The sequence below is a fragment of the Bacillus sp. FSL E2-8868 genome, from assembly GCF_038005505.1.
Classification (GTDB): domain Bacteria; phylum Bacillota; class Bacilli; order Bacillales; family Bacillaceae_G; genus Bacillus_A; species Bacillus_A mycoides.
In genome coordinates this window covers 336,162-359,001 of sequence record NZ_JBBOTI010000004.1, presented here as the reverse complement: position 1 = coordinate 359,001, position 22,840 = coordinate 336,162, and the positions used below count along the sequence as shown (strand labels likewise).

General features: G+C 33.4%; 19 protein-coding genes and 4 pseudogenes. 6 read left to right on the top strand and 17 right to left on the bottom strand.

What is annotated here, in order from left to right:
• Positions 1–47: 47 nt before the first annotated feature.
• The 4 genes and pseudogenes from NSS74_RS26765 to NSS74_RS26750 all read right to left on the bottom strand — a co-directional run bounded on the left by NSS74_RS26765 (position 48) and on the right by NSS74_RS26750 (position 5,779).
• Complete coding sequence (locus NSS74_RS26765; protein ID WP_002144165.1) at positions 48–1,127, bottom strand: sensor histidine kinase; 1,080 nt, start codon at positions 1,125–1,127, stop codon at positions 48–50.
• Positions 1,124–1,834, bottom strand: coding sequence for a response regulator transcription factor (locus NSS74_RS26760; RefSeq protein ID WP_002144166.1), 711 nt, complete (start codon positions 1,832–1,834; stop codon positions 1,124–1,126). The genes NSS74_RS26765 and NSS74_RS26760 overlap by 4 nt, the downstream gene beginning before the upstream one ends.
• A gap of 849 nt (positions 1,835–2,683) precedes the next feature.
• A complete protein-coding gene (locus tag NSS74_RS26755) occupies positions 2,684–4,849 on the bottom strand; it encodes a binary toxin-like calcium binding domain-containing protein (protein ID WP_340814670.1) in 2,166 nt (721 codons plus the stop codon).
• A gap of 214 nt (positions 4,850–5,063) precedes the next feature.
• A pseudogene (locus NSS74_RS26750) lies at positions 5,064–5,779 on the bottom strand (IS6 family transposase).
• Between the two features lie 423 nt (positions 5,780–6,202).
• Between NSS74_RS26750 and NSS74_RS26745 the strand changes: the two are divergent.
• Complete coding sequence (locus tag NSS74_RS26745) at positions 6,203–6,553, top strand: VOC family protein (RefSeq protein ID WP_340814667.1); 351 nt, start codon at positions 6,203–6,205, stop codon at positions 6,551–6,553.
• Positions 6,554–7,072: 519 nt separating this feature from the next.
• Here the strand turns inward: NSS74_RS26745 and NSS74_RS26740 are convergent.
• The 3 genes and pseudogenes from NSS74_RS26740 to NSS74_RS26730 form a co-directional block, all read right to left on the bottom strand.
• Positions 7,073–7,906, bottom strand: a complete 834-nt coding sequence (locus tag NSS74_RS26740; RefSeq protein WP_012259825.1) for a VanW family protein — start codon at positions 7,904–7,906, stop codon at positions 7,073–7,075.
• Positions 7,907–8,220: 314 nt separating this feature from the next.
• Positions 8,221–8,661: a hypothetical protein gene (locus tag NSS74_RS26735; RefSeq protein ID WP_002144172.1), complete on the bottom strand. Its 441-nt coding sequence runs from the start codon at positions 8,659–8,661 to the stop codon at positions 8,221–8,223.
• Positions 8,662–9,167: 506 nt separating this feature from the next.
• Positions 9,168–9,824, bottom strand: a pseudogene (locus NSS74_RS26730) (IS6 family transposase).
• A gap of 74 nt (positions 9,825–9,898) precedes the next feature.
• On the opposite strand from NSS74_RS26730, the pseudogene NSS74_RS26725 reads away from it, so the two are divergent.
• Positions 9,899–10,539: pseudogene (locus NSS74_RS26725) on the top strand (RNA-guided endonuclease TnpB family protein); the annotation flags it as partial.
• Between the two features lie 58 nt (positions 10,540–10,597).
• Here NSS74_RS26725 and NSS74_RS26720 read toward each other — a convergent pair.
• The 5 genes and pseudogenes from NSS74_RS26720 to NSS74_RS26700 form a co-directional block, all read right to left on the bottom strand.
• Complete coding sequence (locus NSS74_RS26720; protein WP_340814666.1) at positions 10,598–11,299, bottom strand: YrrS family protein; 702 nt, start codon at positions 11,297–11,299, stop codon at positions 10,598–10,600.
• Positions 11,300–11,537: 238 nt separating this feature from the next.
• A complete protein-coding gene (locus tag NSS74_RS26715) occupies positions 11,538–11,972 on the bottom strand; it encodes a hypothetical protein (protein ID WP_002013690.1) in 435 nt (144 codons plus the stop codon).
• A 655-nt stretch (positions 11,973–12,627) separates the two neighbouring features.
• Positions 12,628–12,852, bottom strand: a pseudogene (locus tag NSS74_RS26710) (DDE-type integrase/transposase/recombinase); the annotation flags it as partial.
• A 23-nt stretch (positions 12,853–12,875) separates the two neighbouring features.
• Positions 12,876–13,370 carry a hypothetical protein gene (locus tag NSS74_RS26705; protein ID WP_002013693.1) on the bottom strand — a complete coding sequence of 165 codons (495 nt, stop codon included), beginning with the start codon at positions 13,368–13,370 and terminating at the stop codon, positions 12,876–12,878.
• Between the two features lie 53 nt (positions 13,371–13,423).
• A complete protein-coding gene (locus NSS74_RS26700; protein WP_002187379.1) occupies positions 13,424–13,816 on the bottom strand; it encodes a transporter in 393 nt (130 codons plus the stop codon).
• A gap of 488 nt (positions 13,817–14,304) precedes the next feature.
• Here NSS74_RS26700 and NSS74_RS26695 point away from each other — a divergent pair, with 488 nt between their 5' ends.
• Entirely contained in the window at positions 14,305–15,687 is a 1,383-nt protein-coding gene (locus NSS74_RS26695) for an alpha/beta hydrolase family protein (RefSeq protein ID WP_340814663.1), read from the top strand.
• A gap of 123 nt (positions 15,688–15,810) precedes the next feature.
• Here the strand turns inward: NSS74_RS26695 and NSS74_RS26690 are convergent, their stop codons facing one another.
• Positions 15,811–16,371: a GNAT family N-acetyltransferase gene (locus NSS74_RS26690; RefSeq protein ID WP_240381152.1), complete on the bottom strand. Its 561-nt coding sequence runs from the start codon at positions 16,369–16,371 to the stop codon at positions 15,811–15,813.
• 416 nt (positions 16,372–16,787) lie between these two features.
• Positions 16,788–17,006: a hypothetical protein gene (locus NSS74_RS26685; protein WP_002144183.1), complete on the bottom strand. Its 219-nt coding sequence runs from the start codon at positions 17,004–17,006 to the stop codon at positions 16,788–16,790.
• A gap of 364 nt (positions 17,007–17,370) precedes the next feature.
• Here NSS74_RS26685 and NSS74_RS26680 point away from each other — a divergent pair, with 364 nt between their 5' ends.
• The 3 genes from NSS74_RS26680 to NSS74_RS26670 all read left to right on the top strand — a co-directional run bounded on the left by NSS74_RS26680 (position 17,371) and on the right by NSS74_RS26670 (position 20,005).
• Positions 17,371–18,471: a response regulator aspartate phosphatase gene (locus NSS74_RS26680; protein ID WP_002144184.1), complete on the top strand. Its 1,101-nt coding sequence runs from the start codon at positions 17,371–17,373 to the stop codon at positions 18,469–18,471.
• Positions 18,471–18,629 (top strand): Phr family secreted Rap phosphatase inhibitor, encoded by a 159-nt coding sequence (locus NSS74_RS26675; protein WP_002144187.1) that lies wholly within the window; start codon positions 18,471–18,473, stop codon positions 18,627–18,629. Before NSS74_RS26680 ends, NSS74_RS26675 begins: the two co-directional genes overlap by 1 nt.
• A gap of 701 nt (positions 18,630–19,330) precedes the next feature.
• Positions 19,331–20,005 carry a hypothetical protein gene (locus NSS74_RS26670; protein ID WP_012259820.1) on the top strand — a complete coding sequence of 225 codons (675 nt, stop codon included), beginning with the start codon at positions 19,331–19,333 and terminating at the stop codon, positions 20,003–20,005.
• A 252-nt stretch (positions 20,006–20,257) separates the two neighbouring features.
• Here the strand turns inward: NSS74_RS26670 and NSS74_RS26665 are convergent, their stop codons facing one another.
• From NSS74_RS26665 to NSS74_RS26655, 3 genes are read right to left on the bottom strand one after another with little or no spacing between them, the layout of a single operon-like run.
• The gene (locus tag NSS74_RS26665; protein WP_340814659.1) at positions 20,258–20,971 is read right to left on the bottom strand and encodes an ABC transporter permease; all 714 of its coding nucleotides are present in this window, start codon (positions 20,969–20,971) and stop codon (positions 20,258–20,260) included.
• Between the two features lie 15 nt (positions 20,972–20,986).
• A complete protein-coding gene (locus NSS74_RS26660; protein WP_012259819.1) occupies positions 20,987–21,712 on the bottom strand; it encodes an ABC transporter permease in 726 nt (241 codons plus the stop codon).
• Positions 21,713–21,714: 2 nt separating this feature from the next.
• Positions 21,715–22,620 (bottom strand): ABC transporter ATP-binding protein, encoded by a 906-nt coding sequence (locus tag NSS74_RS26655; protein WP_340814658.1) that lies wholly within the window; start codon positions 22,618–22,620, stop codon positions 21,715–21,717.
• Between the last annotated feature and the right edge of the window lie 220 nt (positions 22,621–22,840).

Genomic DNA, 22,840 nt, shown 5'->3' with positions numbered 1-22,840 from the left:
TTAGTAGTATGTTAACAAGAAGGTCTTTCATTTTTATAACGTAAATGTTACAAAAGTCTTTCAGCGGTCTTATTTTTTTCTGATGTGATGGGAAGAGTAAACCAAAATTCACTTCCCTGCTTACCATCTGCGCGATCCCTCACACCAATTTCCCCTTTGTGCATTTCAATCAATGATTTTGCAATGGCTAGTCCAAGACCGGACCCTCCAGATTGTGAACTTCTTGATTGATCTGTCCTAAAAAATCGTTCAAATACGCGTAGTTGGTCATTTGGAGAAATTCCTTCTCCTTCATCACGCAGAATGAACTGGACTTGTTGATTTTGCTTATTTTCCTCTACAATCAACTCAATTGTTCCAGAGACAGGGGAATATCGAATAGCATTATCTAATAAATTACCTATAACCCTTGCTATTTTACACGGCATAATTAATAGTCGAGGTAATCTATCAGGAACCTGCAATTGTAAATCAATCTGTTTGTCTTCTAATAAGACAGAATGTGACTCTAATACATCTAATAGAACTTTATCTATATGTGTGAAACTTGGATAAAAATCTACTTGTTCAAACTCTAACTTTGAAAGTTCAAATAGGTCATTGATTAATCCACTTAATCTTTCTATTTCTTTTAAGATCGTCGCTAAGTATTGCTTTCTCATTTCAGGATCTTCAATCAGGTTATCTTGTAACGCTTCTATCATCAATTGTATGCTAGCCATAGGCGTTCGTAAGTCGTGTGAAATATTCGTAATTAGCTCCTTGCGGGCTTTTTCCCCTTCTTCTAACTGAGTAAACCCTTCTTCTAATTTTTTTGCCATCTGTTGAAACGATGTTGCTAATTCTTTAAACTCCCGTGGTTCTTTTCCAATTATATACATTGTTTCGAATTGTCTATCACTAAATTGCTTCGTTAATGTCATTAAATTTTTGATAGACCTCATGATAGGGCGTGTCATTAACCAGTAAATAAACGTTGAAATAATCAGTCCTACAACCGCAATTACTGTTAATAACCGTGTTTGTTCCGGTTCAAGTAACATTTTCGTCTCACTATACCATATAGCAATTACCAGGATACTGGTACTTAATAAATTCATGAGTAACAATTGAATACGTAATCTCATGATTCATTTCTTCCATTTGGCTCAAAGCGATATCCTATACCCCAAACTGTATGAATCCAATGATTCTTTATCGTATGCTTCTCGAGCTTTTCACGCAAACGACTCACTAGCACAGTAACTGTGTTTGATGCCCCTTCATGTCCAAAATCCCAAATTAATTCAAGAAGCTGCGAGCGAGAAAATACTTGTTTTGGATGTTTTGCCATGACATAAAGTACCTCAAACTCTTTCACCGTTAACTCCACTTCATTTTCACAAACAAGTACACATCTTGTCTTTGGATATATTTTTAAATCTGGAAATTCTATCACTTCCGATAGGGATTCTTTTGCTTGTATCGCTACCTGGTTGCCTCTTCTTAGTATAATTTGAACCCTTAATACTAATTCACGAGGGGAAAATGGCTTTGTTAAATAATCATCTGCTCCCATTGTTAAGCCTAAAATTCGATCCCTTTCCTCCCCTTTAGCAGTTAACATAATAATAGGGACATTTGATTGTTGACGAATTTCCCCGCATAGTTCCCATCCATCTTTTTTCGGCATCATCAAATCTAAAATAATTAAATCTGGTTGATGAGTAAGAAATACATCCCAACCTTCTGTACCATTTACAGCGGTATATACTTCATATTCTTCTCTTTCTAAATACCGTTTGCAAACTTCTCGAATATTTTCTTCATCTTCTACGATTAAAATTTTTTTCATATATTAACCTCTCTTCTTTTCACCAAAAATACAAAAATTTCTCTTATATGCTTTCATCTAATAAATATGTCCCCCCTACTTAAGTAGGGGCATCACGCTTGGCTAAAAGCCGACGAAAATTCGTTACAACAAACAAAAAAATAAACTTATAAGGCTAAAGTTGATACCATCTTAAGATGGTGGTTTTTAACCACTCGTTTTGAAAAAAATTTGGATATGAAGATATAACAACTGATTGTATCACTAAATCAGAATCTCAAACTTCTATCTCTTAATGACCAAAAACCCTAAAAACTATATAATCCAGATGATAATTTTAACATTGAGTTATTTACATGACTAGATAAATAATCTTAATCGTGGTATTTATCTAGTCATACAAACAGAAAATTAAAATCGGATTTTTTACGAAGATTATATATTTATCCTGTCAGAATCTACTTTATGATGTAACTGTTTCCCAAAATCTCTATAATCATAAGATTGTATCTTGAAAAGGTCTATATAAGACGATACTCTGCATCACAAACCGCATATTCATTATATAAAAATACAACATAATATATAAAAGCTTACAATCTGATAAAAAGTCATTCCGATATATAGTTCTACAATAATAAAAAATCCTAGAAAAAAACAAATCAGTGTGCCCCGATTCTATATCGAAACACACTGATAGCTTCGTCTTCTTAGAAATGTCCACTTTACAGAAACAAAACCAATATTTAACTAAATTAGTGTCCAGTAAATATTGACAATTTCAAAATCAACCTACATTCGTATGTCTAACTTTTTAGGTGCAGTTTATTACCGGTGTTTTTTATAACTTTGCAACAAAACCGTTCCCTTTTACTTAGCTTTGTCGAAACTCCATCTATTTAAAGACGAACCAGTATGCACATCATTACCATATGTCACATAACCAGATCCACCCTTATCTAACCCTATATTGTTACCATCAGATTGTAGGTTCCATTCTCTCTGGTAATCAAGGCTGCCTGGGCTATGTATATGATTAAATTTAAAAGTACTTGCATTTTGTTTTTGGTCAAAATGGATATAACCATTTTGAAGTTTTAAATATTCATAGCCTGAATAAGCACTATTTTGAACTTTAATATGTATATCTTCACCTTTTTTGATTGGTTGTCCAGGTTTAGGCTGCCCTTTTCTTTCAATAATTACATTAACTGGTTGAGTGTAATTCCCAGCATACGCAAGATATTGCCATTTATCATTTCCTTTATAACTAAGCACAGGATTTCCACTAGCCTTCATAGTATAAGGAGTTCCTTCTACAATAAGTTCGTCGCTGAATCGATGGGTCAAATAATTTTCATATTCTTTATTATACGTAACAACTGTAGAGATTTTTTGTGTCGGAAGTTTCTTTTGTGCATCATTGATTTCAAATGTAACTTTTTGTGATGGATTGAAATCATTCAAACTTACAGCTTCTTTAGACTCATATACGTTTCCTTTTCTCAATAATGTTACTTGTTGTGTTTGTTTGGATTTTTTATTTTCAAAAGAAACAGAGACTTCATTACTCGCTCCGAATAAGCCAGGTACGACTGCTGCATAAAACTTTTTCGTAAATGGATCATAAGCACTATATGACAATTCCGGTTGCTGAATTTTTGTGAAAACACCGACTTTTGTGCCTTTCGAAACATAAGATTTTTTAGCATTTTCTAGATTCTCTTTCGCAACGATAACTTGATCTCCTCTGCTATTATCTATAAATTCATTTATCTTTGTAGAATCTACTTTAACATGCTTCAGAACCTCGTTAAACGTTAAATTTGTATCACTACCAACACCTTCTGGTGCATACATTCTAAACTTCGGTTTGTTCCCGATATCAGTCTCTAGTATTGTAGTCGAAGCATTTACACGAGATTCAAATTTTCCTGAATCTCCTAAATTCATAAATTCTCCATCTTTCTCAATATACAATTCCATTGTACTCGTAGGTAGTACTTCAACAGAAAGAATTGCACCTTGTTCAACAGCTTTCAATTCATCTAACGACAAGTAAATATTTACATCTGCTTGATTATCTACACTGTCTATCAATACTTCTGTTGTATTTCTTCCACCTTTTTCTGTACTTAACTGATTTGCTTTATAACGATCTTGTGTTGCCTTTACTGTACTGATAATCTTGTCCCCTAAACGAATGTTAAAATGAGGAGAAACATTTTGAGCAGACGCCGTCCCTGTATTTTTATATTCTAACTGTAAGCTCACTTTTGCTGCTTTTGCTGAATCAACAGTTTTTGCGGTAGACCAATCTATATTAGAAGAATATCTTTCGGTATCTGTTGATGTTTTCGAGTATCCATAGCTTACATTTAATGAGGCCTTCCCAGAAGGAACAGGACCGGCTGCGGAACCTTCCACACCACCTTCGACACCTGCTCCTACACCAAACGAATGTTGTGTCGATACACTTTTTTCCCAACCTTTATCAATGGACCCACCGTTTGAATCCGTAATAGCCGCAAGAGGAGTAACCCCAATACGTTTTATACCAACTTGCAAATTCGGTATATTTGCAACCATTGGATTAAACTCAGTATCAGAGTTACTGCCATAATACTGAACTTCATATGCATCTGTAAAAGGATCTCCATCCGAATTCGCGCTCATAGGATTTGTAATAAATTTTAATTTATCTTTGTCTCGCTCTGGATCCCATGCCTGTGCTTCATTTTTCCCGGTTTGTCGATTGAACTCAATTTTATAGCCTCTTATTTCTAAGTCGTTAGAAATACCATCTTGATCCCAATCGTTATTTTGTATTTCAATTTTTTCAGTAGACATCTTTCCCTTTTTTCCATCAGTTCCATAGATAAGATCTTTTCCTTCTTTTGCATTTGCATCCTCTTTGAACATTTCAATTGTGCTTCCTGCATTCGGCTGTTTTATGTCTGCTAAAGCAGGATATGCTAAGGTCAGTGCCATCGATACACTACCTAATACACTAAGTGCGGGCTTCAATTTCTTCATTTTTATTTTTCCTCCTTGATTTTTAGGTAAGTTAGAACACCTACTATTAAGAACAACTTCATCATATCTAATATATCTTTCATTTCTCTCTCATAAGTGTTACAAAAGTCTTTCATAAGTATAAAAAAAATCTTTCATACATCTATTACTGGTTCTGGTGCAAATATTTTTTGAAGATATAAAGAAGTAAAGAGATTCCTAACTGAATCCGCTTTTATGCTGGAATACCGAATAGTTGATGAATGAGGTTCACTTGATTTTGGACAGACTTCTCTTGAGAGGTTTGTCTTTTTTCATCATATGCATGGCTTCAATCCCAGCAAGAATCCATTTGGCAGTCCGAAAGGACTTTAAACTTAACATAGTACGTATGCGTTTCTTGATAAAGCGGTGATCCTGTTCCACAATGTTATTTAAATACCGAATTTGCCTCAACTTCACACCTATCGGCATGCTTTTTTCTTCATGTAATGCTTTGATAGCAACAGGATATGCTAGGTTCTTATCGACTGTAATCACTCGAGGTGTTACGGAATGACAGGAAGCCAAGGCTTTCTTCAAGAAGCGCTTGGCTGATTTAGCATTTCTATTCTTGCTCAGATAAAAATCGATGGTATTTCCTTCAGAATCCACAGCACGATACAAGTACATCCATTTCCCTTTGACTTTTACATATGTCTCATCGCCTCTCCAAGAATCCTTGGTTTTCTTTAAATAGCGTCGAACTCGTTTGTCTAACTCAGGGCTATATTGATGTACCCATCGCATGATGGTAGTGTGAGCAATGGACAAACCTCGCTCCTCCATCATTTCCACTAAATCACGAAAACTTAGATTGTACCGTAGGTACCATCTTACTGTTAGCAAAATAATATCAGGCTGATAGTGCTTCCATTTGAACGAATTTTGCCTATTCACACTGAACACCATCCCTTTTCTAGATTGATAGTATCAGTATGGCCAAGTTTAAGAGATTTTTTGCACCAGAATTCAACTAAGTGATACTCAAGTTTATGAATCTCACTCTCTATTTTTTTGGTTACGAATATCACCGATAAACAACGTTTGCTAAATAATGTATTACTATGACCTAGTTTTACACGTATCTAGGCTGAATCCCATTATAATTCACGTGAAATTTCCAGGAATGTCGGGTTCCCTTATTCACATTCCATAATGTTACAATATTGGTCAAGCACGTTATAATTAAATCGTTCACTTTTCGCCATTTATTAAACTAACGGGCAGGATATGTTAATCAATTCGCGAATACTTCAAATAATCATTAGCAAAGATTCTGCATGAACCATAAAAAATGGTATCCTTAAAAAAGTGAAGGGGCGGCATAGCCTTATGAAACTAGGACATATAATGATTTTCGTCAATGACATGACAAAGGCGAAATGGTTTTATTCTGAATTGCTGGGTTTAAAAACATTGTTAGAGCAAGAAAATAAGCTTGTATTTGCCCTTGACGGCTGTCAGCTTATAGCTTTTAAGTGTGAAAAGACCAAAGAAATTGGAGATTATTCAAACGAGGCTAGAACAGTTTTGGTGTTTGAGGTCGTATCTGTTGAGCAAACTTATAAGGAACTGAAGGAAAAGGGTATTCAATTTTTGCATGATAAACCTACTCAAGGGCGATATGCTGCTTTCGTAGATCCGTTTGGTAACGTGCATGAAATCGATGAATCGTTCGGATGAGTCCCACGGCAACAATTCTTTCTTTTTCGGGCCATTTATAAAAACCTTTAAGACGATATGATAAAACCGTGATTTAAAAGTATATAGATTTGAAATATGTAAAGAGAAGCCCTTTAAATATGTTCCTTAACCTTATTTTTATCACCGTTTATATGTGTTCTGTAAACAAATGTTGTTAAAATCACCTCAAAAAGTTAACGGAATTCCAGTTCTGTTAACCTAAAATGACGGGTGGTCCCAAAAAGCAGTAATCTTTGCCGTGCCCCTTATAGAATAAAAGTGTCCTAGCAGTTCAAGATATTGATCCCTATTGTTTGTATTAAATTAGTTTGTTTTGCCTATAAGGGGTACCGCCACATCGCCATCAACTTAAGCATTTAGGCTATTTTTAAAGTTAAAAGTACGTTACTATTCTTTTATATTAACGGGAAAGAGTGACGTACTTTTTATGCATAATTTCAGTGTACACAATGACATTATTTTTTGCTCCAGAATCGGATAAACTACTGGTGTGCTATATTAATCTCCACTTTCCTCGTTATTACAAGCTAATAATGGTTCGTACATCATTATAGCGTGATTCTCCGTTACATATTGATCTTCTACAAACTGTTTCTGTTGGCTATATACTCTACGTTGAATAACATTATGTCGTATATAACCACCCCAGTATGCAGATTGGATTGAGTGTTCTTTTTCATAAACTTCATATTGATAAAGCTGCGGATAGGCTGTTCTCCATTCACCAACTAAATGTTTCTCTGTGATATAAAGGTGAAGTTGATACGATTGGTCCGTTTCATTTTTAATTTGTAAGTCCAAATAGTTATAGGAACAAGTCGCTCCGCTTCCAAACGGCTGGGTCCGCTTGGAATCAGGAAAGACATCAAAGCTATGACGATATCGCTCTGTTACTGTCAGTGGTGTATGTAAGGTCATCCAATATATTAAATTTGAAAGCTGACAAAGCCCTCCTCCAATGCCTGCTTGAAAAGATCCATAGTGTAGTATCATACCTTCTACATACCCTTTTCTCCTAGTAGGCTTACCTATTAAACGCCAGTAAGAGAATGTTTCTCCCGGTCTAATGACGATACCATCTAGCTGTTTAATGGCAATCTTTAAATTAACAACTTTATTCTGTTGATACCACATATCTACATCCTTGAGCTTACGAAGTAGTATCGTTCGGTGCTGAATCGCTGTACAGGGTAACTTTTCTTGTTGTAAAGTTTTTGCGTATGTTTTTCCGTCTGCTAACCACTGGATGTACCTCTTTGTAGAGTAATACCATGTTCCTAGCATAATACGATACTTAGAACGCTGTTTAGGACGTAAGTTCACTATATTCATTTTATTTCCTCTCCTCTCTCTATCGTATTTATAAGTGGTTGGAAGCATATCTCCTTCTGTGTATTAGTAGGAAAACGAGCACCCTTTCGCTATGAATAAGAGTGCTCGTTTTTTCTTTTATGGATAATTCTCGAATCGTTATAGTCTCTCCTAGTAAGCGAAAATTAAATCCACTTCTTTGAAATGCCCATTTTATTCAATAAAAAGCAGCCTTACCCACTTAATATCAAACGATTAACTACACCTCCAACGGTTAGATGCGCCCTAAAAATTAGAGGAGGGTGTAGTTTTTTTATAAAACAGCTTTTAAAAATTTAATCCAAAGAGTTTACCGCAACTTGGAATTGTCCTGTAGATCCATCATCATTTGAAACGTAAATTTTATATGTTCCCACCGGTAATGGAGATAAAGCATTCCGCACATTTGTAACATTAATTTTTTGTTCACCCGGTTTTATATAACCACCAACGATGGGCTCCTTATTTGGACCTTTTACGCTATATCCCATTTTATTTTGACCATTATTTTTTATAAAAAAGCTTAAATCTGTACTCCCCTTATATACAAAAGAAGTTACAGCCTCTCCAGTATAATCCAGTGTTTGAGTTAATAATAGGTCTGTAGGAACATGTTCAATTACATTGATTGCATCATTTGATTTTTGTACCTCTTCAGCATAAGCATTATTACCTAACACGCCAAATGTTAATGCTGAAATTACTCCACAACTAACTATTAATTTATTTAAATTCATTTTAAGTTCCCCCTTGCTGTTTGTATTACATTACCATCATACATTCTTTTTAAGAGGATTTTAATGTAATGATTCATATCTTTAAAACGGTATATATTAACATCCATTCTTTAATCATTATGAAGAAGTATTATTCGCTTAGCACTTTCTCATTCTCCACGATCATTTTACTTTACTTTTCTTCTTTATCATTTTAGCCAAGAAGACTCCCTCCTCAAAGAACGTGAAGTGATGAATACGAAAAAATGATCACCTAAATCTACAAAATTGGCTCCTTCCCCATTTATTAAGTCCCCTTCAAAGCTCTTTTCCTCAAGTAAACTTTTTAAAGTATATTATTATCAAATAAATGTATCACAACAAAAAAAACCGAAAAATCACATAGTTATTTCATAAGTAAACAATTATTTTGGCCTGAATATAAGTACTTATGCTGAATTTTTATGGTTCTGGTGCAAAAAGATGATAAATAAAAAAGAATCAAGGATTCCTAACGGAATCACCTGTTAAGCAGTTAATCCAAACACCTGGTTGATAAAAATATTCTGATTTTGGACAGACTGGTCCTGCAAATCAATTTGTTCTTTTTTGACCATATGCATGGCTTCAACACCACTCAATATAGAGCGTATACATTTTTTAATAAAACGATGATCTTATTCTACTATGTTATTTAAATATTTTATCCTTTGGATTTTGGTGCCTATTGGTATCCTTTTTTCTTTCTTCAACTGTTCGATAGCAATTGGATAAGCAGGGTTCTTATCAACCGTGATGATACGAACCTTTGAGACATGAAAAGACCGCAAGGCTTTCTTGAAGAATCGCTTTGCAGCCTTATGATTTCTAGATTTACTCAAATAAAAGTCAATCGTGTTTCCTTCAGAATCAACAGCACGATATAAATACATCCATTGTCCTTTTACTTTTATATATGTTTCGTCCACTCTCCATGAATTCGTTTGTTTGAGATGACGTCGAATTCATGGTCCATATTGATGTACCCATCGCATAATAGTTGTATGAGCCAGGAATAACCCTCGTTCCTCCACCATTTCCACCAAATCACGAAAGCTTAAGTTGTACCGTAGGTACCAACGTATAGTTAACAAGATGATGTCTGGCTGATAATGTTTCCACTTAAATAAATTCTCCTTTTCCATACTGATTACACACCTTTTATAGAGTAGTACTATCAGTATTTCCAAGTTTGATAGACCATTTTCATCTACTTCAAAGTTTTTGCACCCGAACCGAAGTAAAAGAATTACCGAAAACAGGATCTTCTGTTGGGATTGATATGGGATTAAAGGATTTTGCTATTCTTGCAAATGGAACTACATACAAAAAACCTAAATTCTTTCGTACATTAGAAAAAAATTAGCGGAAGCACAACGCATCCTTTCCAGAAGAGCGAAAGGTGCTTCGAACTGGAATAAATAACGTGTGAAAGTGGCACGAGTCCATGAACATATTACTAATGCAAGAAAAGATTACTTGTATAAAATCTCTACCGAAATCATCAAAAACCACGAAGTAATTGATATTGAGAATCTACAAGTAAGCAATATGCTGAAAAACGGGAAACTTGCCAAAGCAATCAGTGAAGTATCTTGGTCACAATTTCGAAATAAGTTGGAATACAAAGCAAAATGGTACAGGAAGCAAGTTGTAGTTGTCTCAAAAACATTTGCTTCTAGTCAGCTATGTTCAAATTGTGGTTACCAAAATAAAGACGTTAAAAATCCAAATCTTCGTGAATGGGATTGTCCTTCTTATGGCACACATCACGATAGAGATATTTACGCAGGACTGAATCTTAGAAACGAAGCGATTCGTCTCTTAACAGTAGGGACTATGGAGATAGCCTACCGCTAGGTTTCCGTACTTAGGAATCTCCCACAACGAGAGAGGGGAACATTTACATTTCCCTTATTTATTTTACCACTTGAACAGATGCTGGTTTCCAACCCTGATTCTCTACCCAATCAATATCAACCTTATATTTTTTATTACTTTGCTTATCCCGTACATTACCGTAGGCTTTATTATTACCATTATTCCCAATAAAATCGAAAATCAATTGGCTCTCTGGAACATCAACAGCATAAGAAATTGCTTTTTTCATCTCACTCCAATCTGCTGTTCCTTCTTTAAATTGCATTGCAGGTTTTGCTCCTTGCTCTGTACCAATTGGCTTCCAAGAAGGATTAGTTTGAGAACCCTTTTCTTGAGATGCCGTTTTTTCTCCCTCTTTATTTTCATTTTCGCTCGTTTTTACCGTTTTTTCTGCTTTTTGTTTCTCTTCTAACAGTGCTGCTTCTCTCTCTTCACGTTTCTTCTCTTCTAACAGTGCTGCTTCTCTCTCCTCACGTTCCTTCTCTTCTAACTGCGCTGCTTCTTTCACTTCACGTTTCTTCTCTTCTAACTGCGCTGCTTCTTTCTCTTTATGTTTCTTCTCTTCTATCTTTGTTGCTTTCTTTTCTTCAGCAATTGCTTTCTTTGATGTATCAGAAGGGGAAAACAACTGGTATGTCACTATACCAACTGTCACTAATACCATAGTAAATGCAATATTAAAAATCACTTTTTTACGACGATTTTGTTGTTTTTCTTGAAACCTGCTTCCTTGTCCCATTTTTTAAACCTCCGAGTTTATTTTCTCTTCTAATCTTTATGCATTATCCTTATAATTCTTAATATTTTCATTAAACAATGGAAATGAATTACAATTCCCATACAAGATTTCATATCATAATAAAATTTGTGTTGTTTCAAGCATCTGACATATGTTATTCAAAAATATTTTAATACATTAAAAATTGATAAGCATCTGTTCGTAAGAAACCTTCAATTTTATTCAAAGGTGATTCCAATTACGTCCACATTAGATCTCCTGTAGAAATCTTTTTAACAATTAAGCCCCTTCTTCCCTTATTTATAATTTTCAAATTAAACTGCCCTCTATGGTACAATAAAGATGTGTTGTTTTCTACTGGGGTATGTCGTAAAATCAAAAGGGATTTTATCTCTTTTACCTTTTTTTCAGAGTAACTTTCACCACTAGGAGACTCTATTATTCCTAATGTAATCTTTAATTCGCTTTCATCAAAAATCCAATCTTTATTAAGTTCCCTTATCTTTTGTATAAAGCTTCTTTTGGTTTTTCCTATATAGATCAATGTTTCATTCTTAGCATATACTCTAGAGATTGCAAATATTCCCTTCTTAAAAGCTTCTTCTCTATTATAAAAATCATTTAAACTATACAATCCATACCATTTAATATGTACTGTTTCTATTAACCTCACCTCATTTTTATGATAATATTATAATTTCTGAATGTTCAAATTATTATGGATACATAGCCTTGATTACTTGAATTATAAATAGTGCTTTTCAATAATACATTTTATTATTACTAATTTCAATAATGAATATGTACATATGTAGTATTGGATGGCCGCAAAAAAACATGGGAATTTAATTCAAGCCCTATATCAAAATGAAAATAAAAAACACCTGTGATATACACAAAGTGCTTTTCTCTTGTCAATTTATCTATTTTCTTTTTATAACTCAAACTCCTTCGAATCGTACTTTTCTAGAGTTTGCTGCAATTCATTTTTTTCATATGGAATATGTTTATCTGTCTGTATATCTTCAACATTTTCTCCACCCGCTAATAATCTCCTGTACTTAAAAGAGTGCCCTGTTAATAATGGTGTAATTATGTTGTATGGCCCTCCTTTTGTTTGATTACTTGTATCATAAAACAAGTATCTGAAGCCGATATGTGGTCTACTTTACTGATAAAAATAACAAATAAAAAAGGAAACCTGCATGTTCGTTATAGTGATTTTCATGTTATATATACTCATACAAATTCATTAATATGCAATATTACATATTAGGTTCCTGTATCTTCATGATATTGATGTATTTATGATACTTTTATCTTCATATTTAGAAAGGAATACTATTGTACGTTGAAAAGGCGGAGTCTCTTTGAAGACTTCGCCGTTGTTTATATAGGGCATGAATGGTCTCGATACCTTTTATCGTACGTGAAGCATGACGAAGATTTTGAAATCCTGCAGATTTAGCAAAACGTCTCTTGACATGCCTATGATCCTGGTCAATAAGATGGCTAAAATTTTTGATTCTACAATGGATTGTAGTTTGATAAACCGAGAGACCCTTTAGAATAGAAATCACTTTTGACACAAAACAATGATTTTATATGGTGTAGTTTGAGCTGGTATACTCATTGTTGTAAAACTATAAATAGCTATTAAATTTCGATTTACAAGATTACCTGTAAAGAATTGACCATTTGTTAATAAAATTTGAGTAGAAGGAGAAATATTTAATTTTAATTTTCCATCACTACTCTCCAACTGTTCATTAAAATAGTCTACTTTTACATTTTGATGCGGTGTATATTTTGCCATAACAATCGCTTGAAATTGTGGTGGGAAAATAAGAGGAGCAGGAGCGTTGGCATCGTAAAACCCAGTTACTTTATCTCCTACTACTACCGTTGCATAGTCGATAAAATACGTATTTGGTTTCACTACAAAATTTATTAGATTCCCATAACCATTATCTACGGACATTAATTTATTACATCCTATATCTTCGTTTGACCCTGTTACAAAATCGTTAATCATAGTTATTGTACCATCAAATGATTGAAATTTTTTCATTCAAATACCTCTTTTGTTTATATAATTAAACCCCTATCGTTACTCTATAATTTTTAAAAACATGTAAATGAAATAATCCTTCTCGTATCAATTCCAAAAATAACCCAAAACCTACCGTTCCATCTAAAACCAGCAACAGACCTTGGTCCTACAAAAATCGGGAAATACCAAAACTGTTCACCATTACTAAGCCATATATAAGTATTTCGAAATAAACATAATGAAATTGCTCCTGGATCAACAGCAAATGGTGAAGCAGTTGATTGTTGAGGAATAAATGATGGGGGAGGAGATGTTGGAGCTTGTGAACTTTGCTGTCCTGGAAAACTTGGTACACCCGGAAAACCTGGCATTCCAGGTATACCTGGAATCTGAGGACCAGGGAATTGACGATCGAAGCATTGATCATAATTTATATAAGGAAAATATATTGAATCATTATACATTTAAAAACCACCTCTTTATTTTTAAAACCCTCTAAATTATTAATATGTAATGTTGTTCGTATAGGAAGCTTATTCGCTTCCTATACGAACAACATTTTAAACAGGAAAGTATACCTATACCCTTTTTTTTCGGTATGGGGTAATGGAAATTCCAGTGTCATCTTTGCTACTACGCCCTGTTACCAATCAAACATGCACAATGTAGAAATGAACCATAAAAATTTCTTCATCGTATGCCTCCCTCTCTTCTTGTTTTTCTTCCCCTACATCATAACGGGATTGGAATCATTGTTGGAAAAACGATCGATTTCTATAATTTAGCAACGATTTATGTATAAATCCATTGCTTAACTCCTCCACTCTTTCAAACGGGCTTTTTATGATATGTATGCAGGATTCCCCCTTACATGTAACGAAACCCCAATAGGGAAACATTCCACCAATTACCATACCCATTTCATACCATTACATTTTGGGGGTTAACCAGGATGAAAAAAAAGAAGTTACAAAAATCAGCACTTTCTTTTACCCTACTCTTTTCTTTAGGTGTTTCTTCTTTTCCGCTTACAACAGCTATTCATGGGGATACACAAGGGACACAAACTGCAGAAAAGAAACAAGTCTCATTAACGGAGCGTACGTCTTTATTTTTTGCATATCTCCAACAAGGTAAATATGCAGAGGCACTCCAGTTGACGTCTGTAGCTTTTCAATCCAAGTTTACGGCAAACATATTACAAAGCTGGTGGACACAAAGTGGCGGGAGCAGAATTACAAGCATGGGAACACCTGTTATAAAAGAACGAAACTTGGTCCATCAAACGGTTGAAATTCCAGGAGCTATCGAAGGAACTACTATTCCACTACTCCTTAAATTCACGCCTGGCGGCAAAGTTGATGAGGTTGACGTAAGGACGGCGCCAGAGAAATCTTATACCATCCCGCATCCTAGCTATGACCAACCTGATTCCTACCAAGAACGAGAAATCGTCATTGGAAATGCTACATACCCGTTACCAGCCACATTAACGGTTCCAAAACATAAACCTGGCGAAAAAGTACCTGTTGTTGTTCTTGTTCACGGTTCTGGTCCGCAAGATCGTGACAGTACATTTATGGGAGCTAAAATCTTTAGAGACCTTGCAGCTGGTCTTTCATCAAGCGGTATCGCAGTGTTACGTTACGAGAAACGTTCCTTAGAACACGGTTTTAAAATGAGTGCAGAACCTGTAACGTTAGACCGAGATACTACAGATGATGCCATATATGCAGCAAAATCAGCAGCGCAGCAGGAAGGCATTGACCCAGATAACATTTTCATTCTCGGACATAGCCAAGGTGCTGGCACCATGCCGCGCATACTAAGCAAAGCACCTTCATCACTTGTAAGAGGAAGTATTTTAATGGCACCACCTGCACGTCCGTTTACTGACATGCTCCTTGATCAGTATCAGTACCTCGGAGCACCTAAGGAATATATTGATGAAATAAAAAAACAATTCGCTTACATTGAGGACCCTACTTTTGATCCAGATCACCCACCAGCGGGTTATAATTATCTTTCTCCACATTTCATGTATGATGTGACTCGTTGGCGTCCAGTTGAGGAAGCGAAATCACGAAAAGAACCATTACTGATTCTGCAAGGCGCACGTGATTATCAAGTAACAGTAAAAGACGAGTTTACGAAATGGCAAGAAGGGCTTTCAAGCCGCAGTAATGTTCATTTCAAAGAATATCCGAAATTGAATCACTTCTTCACGGAGGGCGACGGGGAATTAAGTCACCCTAGTGAATACGAAGTCCCTTCCAATGTTCCTGCGTATGTCATCAAGGACATCGCTACATGGGTCAATGAGACAAAGAAATAAGAAAACAACAAAAGCCATCATGCAATCATCATTGCGTGATGGCTTTTTTGATATTAATGATTCCATACACGTGATACGGTTCTGGTGCAAAAATAGCACCCTGTTCTTGAATAATGTTCAATTTCAAACGAATAAAGCCATTAATATTAAATCTTGATAGCCTCCATCCAATTTTACACCCTTTGCTTTTCTACCCTCTTCAAAAAAGCCTTGATTCTTATATAACTTGATTGCACCTAAATTATCTTCCATTACCTCAAGACAAACTTTTTCAATCTTACAGTTATTTTTAGCCCAATTGATTAACGTTTCTAGAAGAGCTCTTCCAATACCATAATTTCGATATTCAGGTAGTATGGTCATCGCAAAAAACCCTTGATGACTAATTTTTTCTTTGTTTCCGTTCTTAAAATCTATTGCACCGACTAACTTACCATCCACTTCAGCAATAAACTGTACAAAATTTGGATTTTCATAATAAGCTTTTAACGTTTTTTGAATAGCATCAACACTCATCTGCTTTACATCCTCAACCGTACTTAGCATGTATGGAGCGTTTATTAAAGCTCTTGAAGCAGAATTTAACATTCTTTCTGCATCCTGTTCTTTAGCTTCTCTAATTGTTACTGTTTTTCCGTCCTTAGATTTATAAGTAAAAACGTTAGTTGATAGTATATTAAACACACCTTATTATCTCTGTACATGTTAAGTTTTGTTCAACATACGTGTACGTACTCGCATTTAGTACGACAATTGAGGTCAGGTAATGCCTGTCCACATAAAAATTGCAATATCAATGTACGATTTAATTGTCACAAATAATATATTTCAAACCAGAAAAAAGGACCTACAATGAATTATGATGCCTCTTCTCTTCACTTGTCGGTGCTTTCCTGTAAATGAATCTTTTTCTGTCAAACAAATAGTATTAAGTCCCCCTCTCCTTGCCTAAAATAACGATTCCTTTCATTCGCCATCCTTCTCCTTTACTATTTTTGCAGTATTTTATCATTTTTCTATTTGAAGCAAAGGCTACATCCTCATTTCTACGCAAAATAAAAACGCCTCCTGTAAAGAAACGCCCCATAATATCAGTTTTTCTATCCTTCTAAATGACTTATTATATATCGTTGCTTATTTATGTCTTGACGTTTTAAAGCTGTCACTAACTCTCGATTAACATCTGATACTGGTAACGGTTCTCCGTATATATCAAACAACTTTATTCCTAACTGACTTATAATCTTTATATTATTACGATTCCTACTCTCTTGTGTATAACTAATGATAGTGCGTAAATTAATCCCAAAACTTATCATACTAACCAACGCCCCTTTTTCATTATAAATAGATATAGTTATACTTCTATTTATCTTCGTGGAATCCCTTGAAGTTTAATATCGCTATATATTTCTCAATACACTAGCGGTGTATACCATCTCCGTTTCTGTCATAATTCTACGCCACCTCCTATAAGAAAAATTCAGTAGGAACGGTTTAAACATCTAAAAAATCCATCGACGAAACTCATACTTTCTTATATTTTGTCGCATTAAATAAAGTATGGACACTCAATTCATTCAGAATATTCTGTATATTTATGAAAAAAACTCATAGTGAAATTTAAAGTATCTAATTCCTGTTATTATCAGAATAAGCCTATACGGAGAAAAGGGGGATATTATGACTGTTCAAGAAAAAAGCAATGAGCAATTGATGAAAATATTAAATGAATGGTATGAAGAAATCCGTTCATATCATGTAAAAGAAGCAAAACAAACATATCTAAAAGTACAAGAAAATTTAAAAGGAATAGAAACAGACCAATATTTATCATTCTATTATTCACTACTGAATTTTAGATATAAGGTCTTGGTAGATGGAATGAGTATTACTAAAGATTCTTTTAATAAAATAGAAGAGCTCCCTAATATCAAAGATGAATTTTCATTTTTAGCTTACTACTATCATTTCTTTAAGGCAATCCACTCTACAATTATAGCAAATTATACTGAAGCGAGAACACATTTTGAAAAGGCGGAAGAACTTTTAATTGATATACCTGATGAAGTAGAAAAAGCCGAGTTTAAGTATAGAATTTCAACTTACTTTTATCAGTCTTATCAACCATTTGAAGCGATTCAACATGTAGTAAAAGCGAAAGAAATATACCTGAATCATGTAGGATATGAAATCAATATTGCTTTATGCGACAATGTATATGGTTTATCTTGTATAGATCTAAGAGAGTTTGAAAGAGCTGAAGAATGTCTCAATACGGTTATTGATGTTTTTAAGAAGTATGATAAAGAACATTTATTATTAAGAGTACGTTACAATTTGGGCTGGTTATATAATATTCAAGATTTATATCCATTGGCGATCCGACAGAGTTCTGAAATTATAAATAAAATACCGAACCATTTTAAAGCATTATTTGTCTTAGCAAGAGCATATTATAAATTAGAAGGCGTTGAAACAGCAAAATCATATATCGAGCAGGGAATGAAATATACAAATGAATCCGGAAATGAGGAATATAAGCACCGTTTCGCAGTTTTAAATGAACTAATCACAGAACTGCCTAGAATTAAACTAGAAAAAGTAGTTACTGATGCAATTTCTTATTTTGAAAAAGAGGGCATGTGGGATTGTGTAAAAGAACATGCAGAGATTTTAGCACTCCAATTTTACCAGGCAGATAATCATGTTAAGGCGAGCAAATATTTCTACATTAGCAATAATGCCAATAAGAATCATTTGAGAAAAGGAGCGTTAAAGTAATGAAAAAAATAAAAAAAATTGTATTAAGTATGGTAGTAGTAAGTGCATTAGCATGTAGCATGATTAGTTTACATGTATCACAACCTTCTTCCTTTAATGGTGGAGATACACCATCACCCACAATACCGAGTGTCTCTGTTGAAGTATCTATTGATTAACGTAATATCATTTGTCCTGCTTAAATAGTCAAAATATTCAACTTTTAATCCGCAAAATTGTTTAATCAAAATGAGAGAAATTGTGAATCCCTAGTCCGAAACAAATGTGTTTCGGACTATTCGCGTTACTATTTTTATTTTGAAAAGGATTGGTTAAAACAAATCTATTCTCTATTTTAGGCATTCTCCCCTCCCCCCAGGAACTACGTATTAACTAGGAAACGAACCCTATTAAACAATTATTAAATCTTCTTTCATCCAAGGCAAAGTAACTACAAAGTTTACTTCTCATTCCTACCACCTTCTCATACATAGATGCCTTTACAACAGCCTTTAATTTATTTCATTTGTTGTTATTCCATTTCTAAAAATTTCTGATATCCCCTTTTGAAAATCCCCTGCATTAATTCCATTTCTATCTCTCACAAATGAATGGTATTGCGTATTATACCCAACCAGTTTATAGATTTTAATAATATTAATTACAAAACCTTCCTAAATTCAAATAGAAGGACTATTTTATTCTGTCAACTCCCCCTATATTGATAAATATGAAATATTCAATTTGTTTGACATTTCAATGACTTATAACAGGAAAATATATACATTAAATGAAACCTAATGTATCTTTGATCTGTAAGTCGTAGTTAGTTGACCAACTTTCCATGCAATTTAATAATAAAAATTAAGGGGGACCTAAAATGAAACAAGTATTAAGGAAAAGTAAGAGAAAAATGATATATCTAGTTGGTTCACTTCTAATTGCTCTATCAATGTTTGCAACTACAAGTTTTGCAGCTACAGAAGGTGCTGTAAAAAGTGTTACAAATAGTAACTATACCGGGATTGCAGCTGATATAAATCTACCAAAATCAGTTGTTGTTAAGGATGGATATGTGAATTGGTATTTAGGTATTGGAGCCTCTAAAGTTGAGGGTGGTATTTCAAAAACATCAAGTGGATATAAAGTATTTCTTAATTCAGGATATAATGAATCAGGTCAAAACAGTAAGTATTGGAACACACAGTATGATACATCAATTAAAGATGGTGATCGAGTAAACCTTAAACTAGTTAATAACGGAAATGGTACGGTTACTATGTATGTAAATGGAAGTCCTAAATATGTAAATCAACCTGTATATGGTACGTTTTCTCAATATGAACCAGTAAAAATGGTTCAGGGCGTTGAAGATACTGGAAGTAATTCTTTTAGCCAAGCTAGCTTTTCAAACGTACTTCTAAGAGCAGATACATCTGGATCTACCTACAAAAGTTGGAACAGCTCAATTTCTTCCTCATTTTCTCAACACGGTACTTATGGTAGTAATTTCAAAGTTTATTCTCAAGTACCATTAAGCGCAAGTTTACGTTAAGGTTTTTATTTGCATAATAATGTTTGTATGAAAAAAAGTAGCTGCGCTTTTGTGCAGCTACTTTTTTTAAATAGAGTAAATTAGTAATAGATATTCGAGTGACCATAAGTGACATCTATCATACTTTAGCTTCTTCGAATTCAATAACATTTGATCCGCATGTCTTATTAATTGGCTTAACGTATCGAGATTCATATTGTAGTAACTACAACATGTTTTATTATTACTAATGCTACACTCCTCATTGTAACCTTAATTCCATCTCATTGATTTTTTATTATATAAAGTAGACAACATCAATATACAACTTAGTAATGATAATAGATATACAAAGAGAATAATATACAATTGTTTTGTTTCAATGCTATCAATATAAAGACTCATAATTGGATATGACCAAGGGAATAGTATCCAATAGTTTGTATGAGAGATAAAAAAGCTACCAAGTCCACCTATAACCCCTACTAATAATGAAAGTAACGGGATTTTATAAAATATTATATTTATTAAAAAATGTAGATTCACAATAATTAAAGAGCTAATTACCATAAAAAGTATAGAAAAACTTAAACTTTGATAAACAGTCCCGAGATTATCAACCGTTAATACTATAGGTATACTCGTTATGATTAAAGCACATAGTAAATAACCAAAAGTAATTATTAAGCAAAATAAAAACTTATTACTTAATATAGTTTTTAAAGTGATCCCGTGATAAATAGCAGACATATATCCTTTTCTTCTGAATTCGTTTACAAAAGAAAATGACACTAATAGACCTATCGAAATAGGTAAAAATAACCTACAAAAAAGGCTCAGAATCGCTATATGCATGAAAACGCCATCTTTTAATTGAGACGATACAGTTAGTAAAACTTGAAAACTAATTGGAATCAACAGAAATACTAGTAACAGGATATACAATCCATTATGAAGACTTTTTTTATATTCACCTAAAATACCCACTTGTTTCACCCTTTATTATTCATATGTATAATATTTAAAACTCACAGACAATAACATAATTCCTAAAATATATATTGAAGAAATTGCAAGATATAATAAAATAATTGTTTCTTTAAACGCTACGTCACTTACTATATTCAATGAATAAAAGATTGGAAATGTCTTTGTAAATATTAAAGGGAATAATCCATATGTTATAAAGAAAAAAAGCCAAACAACTGACAAGGATGCCGCAAGAATTCCCTTTTTTATAATTAAATGAAAAAGCAATTGAGAATATGGTATTGCTAGAGATAAAATCGTACAAAGTATCAACATTTTTAAAAAATAAAGTATTGATATTTCATATCCATTTATAAAAGTATAGATACCCATAACCAAAAAATTCAAAATATTAAAGACCAAATAGAACAGTATAAACATTAAATTTTTAGTTACCAATAATTTAAGTTTCGAAATGGGCTGTGTATAAATAATGGCCCAAGTACCATATTTATTTTCCGAAGAAATGATAAAATACCACATACAAGCAGAAAAAATACTTAACGTTAGTGTATTAAAATTTACTGTAATTGCTATAAGATTTGTAGATTGAAACATGTCGGGATGATTCTTATTAAAAATAAAATAACTTATACACAAAAAGCTTGATAATAACGAAAAAAACAAAGAGATTAATAATAATTTTCTCCCACCAATTTTCCTCATCTCACTATTTACACTTTTAAAGATAAATTGCATTATTATAATAACTCCTTTTGTTTAGTGAAAGAAAAAAAAACTTCCTCTAATGTTGGCTTTTTAGGGCTAACTTCAAAAATATCTATATCATTTCTAATTAATATTCTGGTTAAACTAGGAACACTATCTTGATCTATTGTTATTCTGAATACCCCTTCTTTTTCAATATTATAAGGTATACCTTCATTACTTAAAATTCTTTCTGTAGAAGTAGTAGTATTAACATGAATGATATATTCTCCAGAAGTAATAATACTGTCTAATTTCCCTTCATAGAGTAAGCTACCCTTATGTAGTAATGCTATGTGATCTGCTATCATTTCAATTTCAGCTAAATTATGACTAGAAATAAATATAGTCTTCCCCTCATTTTTTACCAAATGAAGTAATAAACGCCTTATCTCATGTACTCCCTCTGGATCTAATCCATTTGTTGGCTCGTCAAGAATTAGTATTTTAGGGTTATTAAGAATAGCAAAGGAAATACCTAGCCTTTGTTTCATTCCTAAAGAAAAATCTTTAACTTTTTTATCTTTTGCTTTATATATTCCTGTAGTTTTTAATACTCTATCTATTTCATCTAAAGATTTATTAATCATTTTTTGTACATAGGCTAAATTTTCATATGCTGTTAGATTAGGATAATAGGTAGGTGAATCAATAAAACAACCCACATTTTCAAATAATTCTTCTTTCCATTCTTTTATATCTTTATTATCAAACAATATCGTTCCCTCATCTGATGGAATTAATCCTAATAACATTCGCATTGTTGTTGTTTTCCCTGCACCATTTGGTCCAATAAAAGCATATAAACTTCCTTCTGGAACAGATAAGTTTATATCCCTTACAATGGATTGATTTGCAAAAGACTTTGTTAAATTTTTAGTTTGAATTGCTAATTTCATTTTGTCCCTCTCTCTCATCCCCACATGAAATTAAGTATCGATTTTCGTATAATCAGATTTACAGAAGATATCATTCAAGTTAATTTCACCATAAAAAGGGATTTATTAACTCGATTTCCTTTGTTTTCTAAGGTTTCACCAAAAAAGTTTAATACAAAATTAATTTGATATATTTAATTACTATTGCAACCATTGGAGCCTCTGCTGCTGTTGGAAGTTC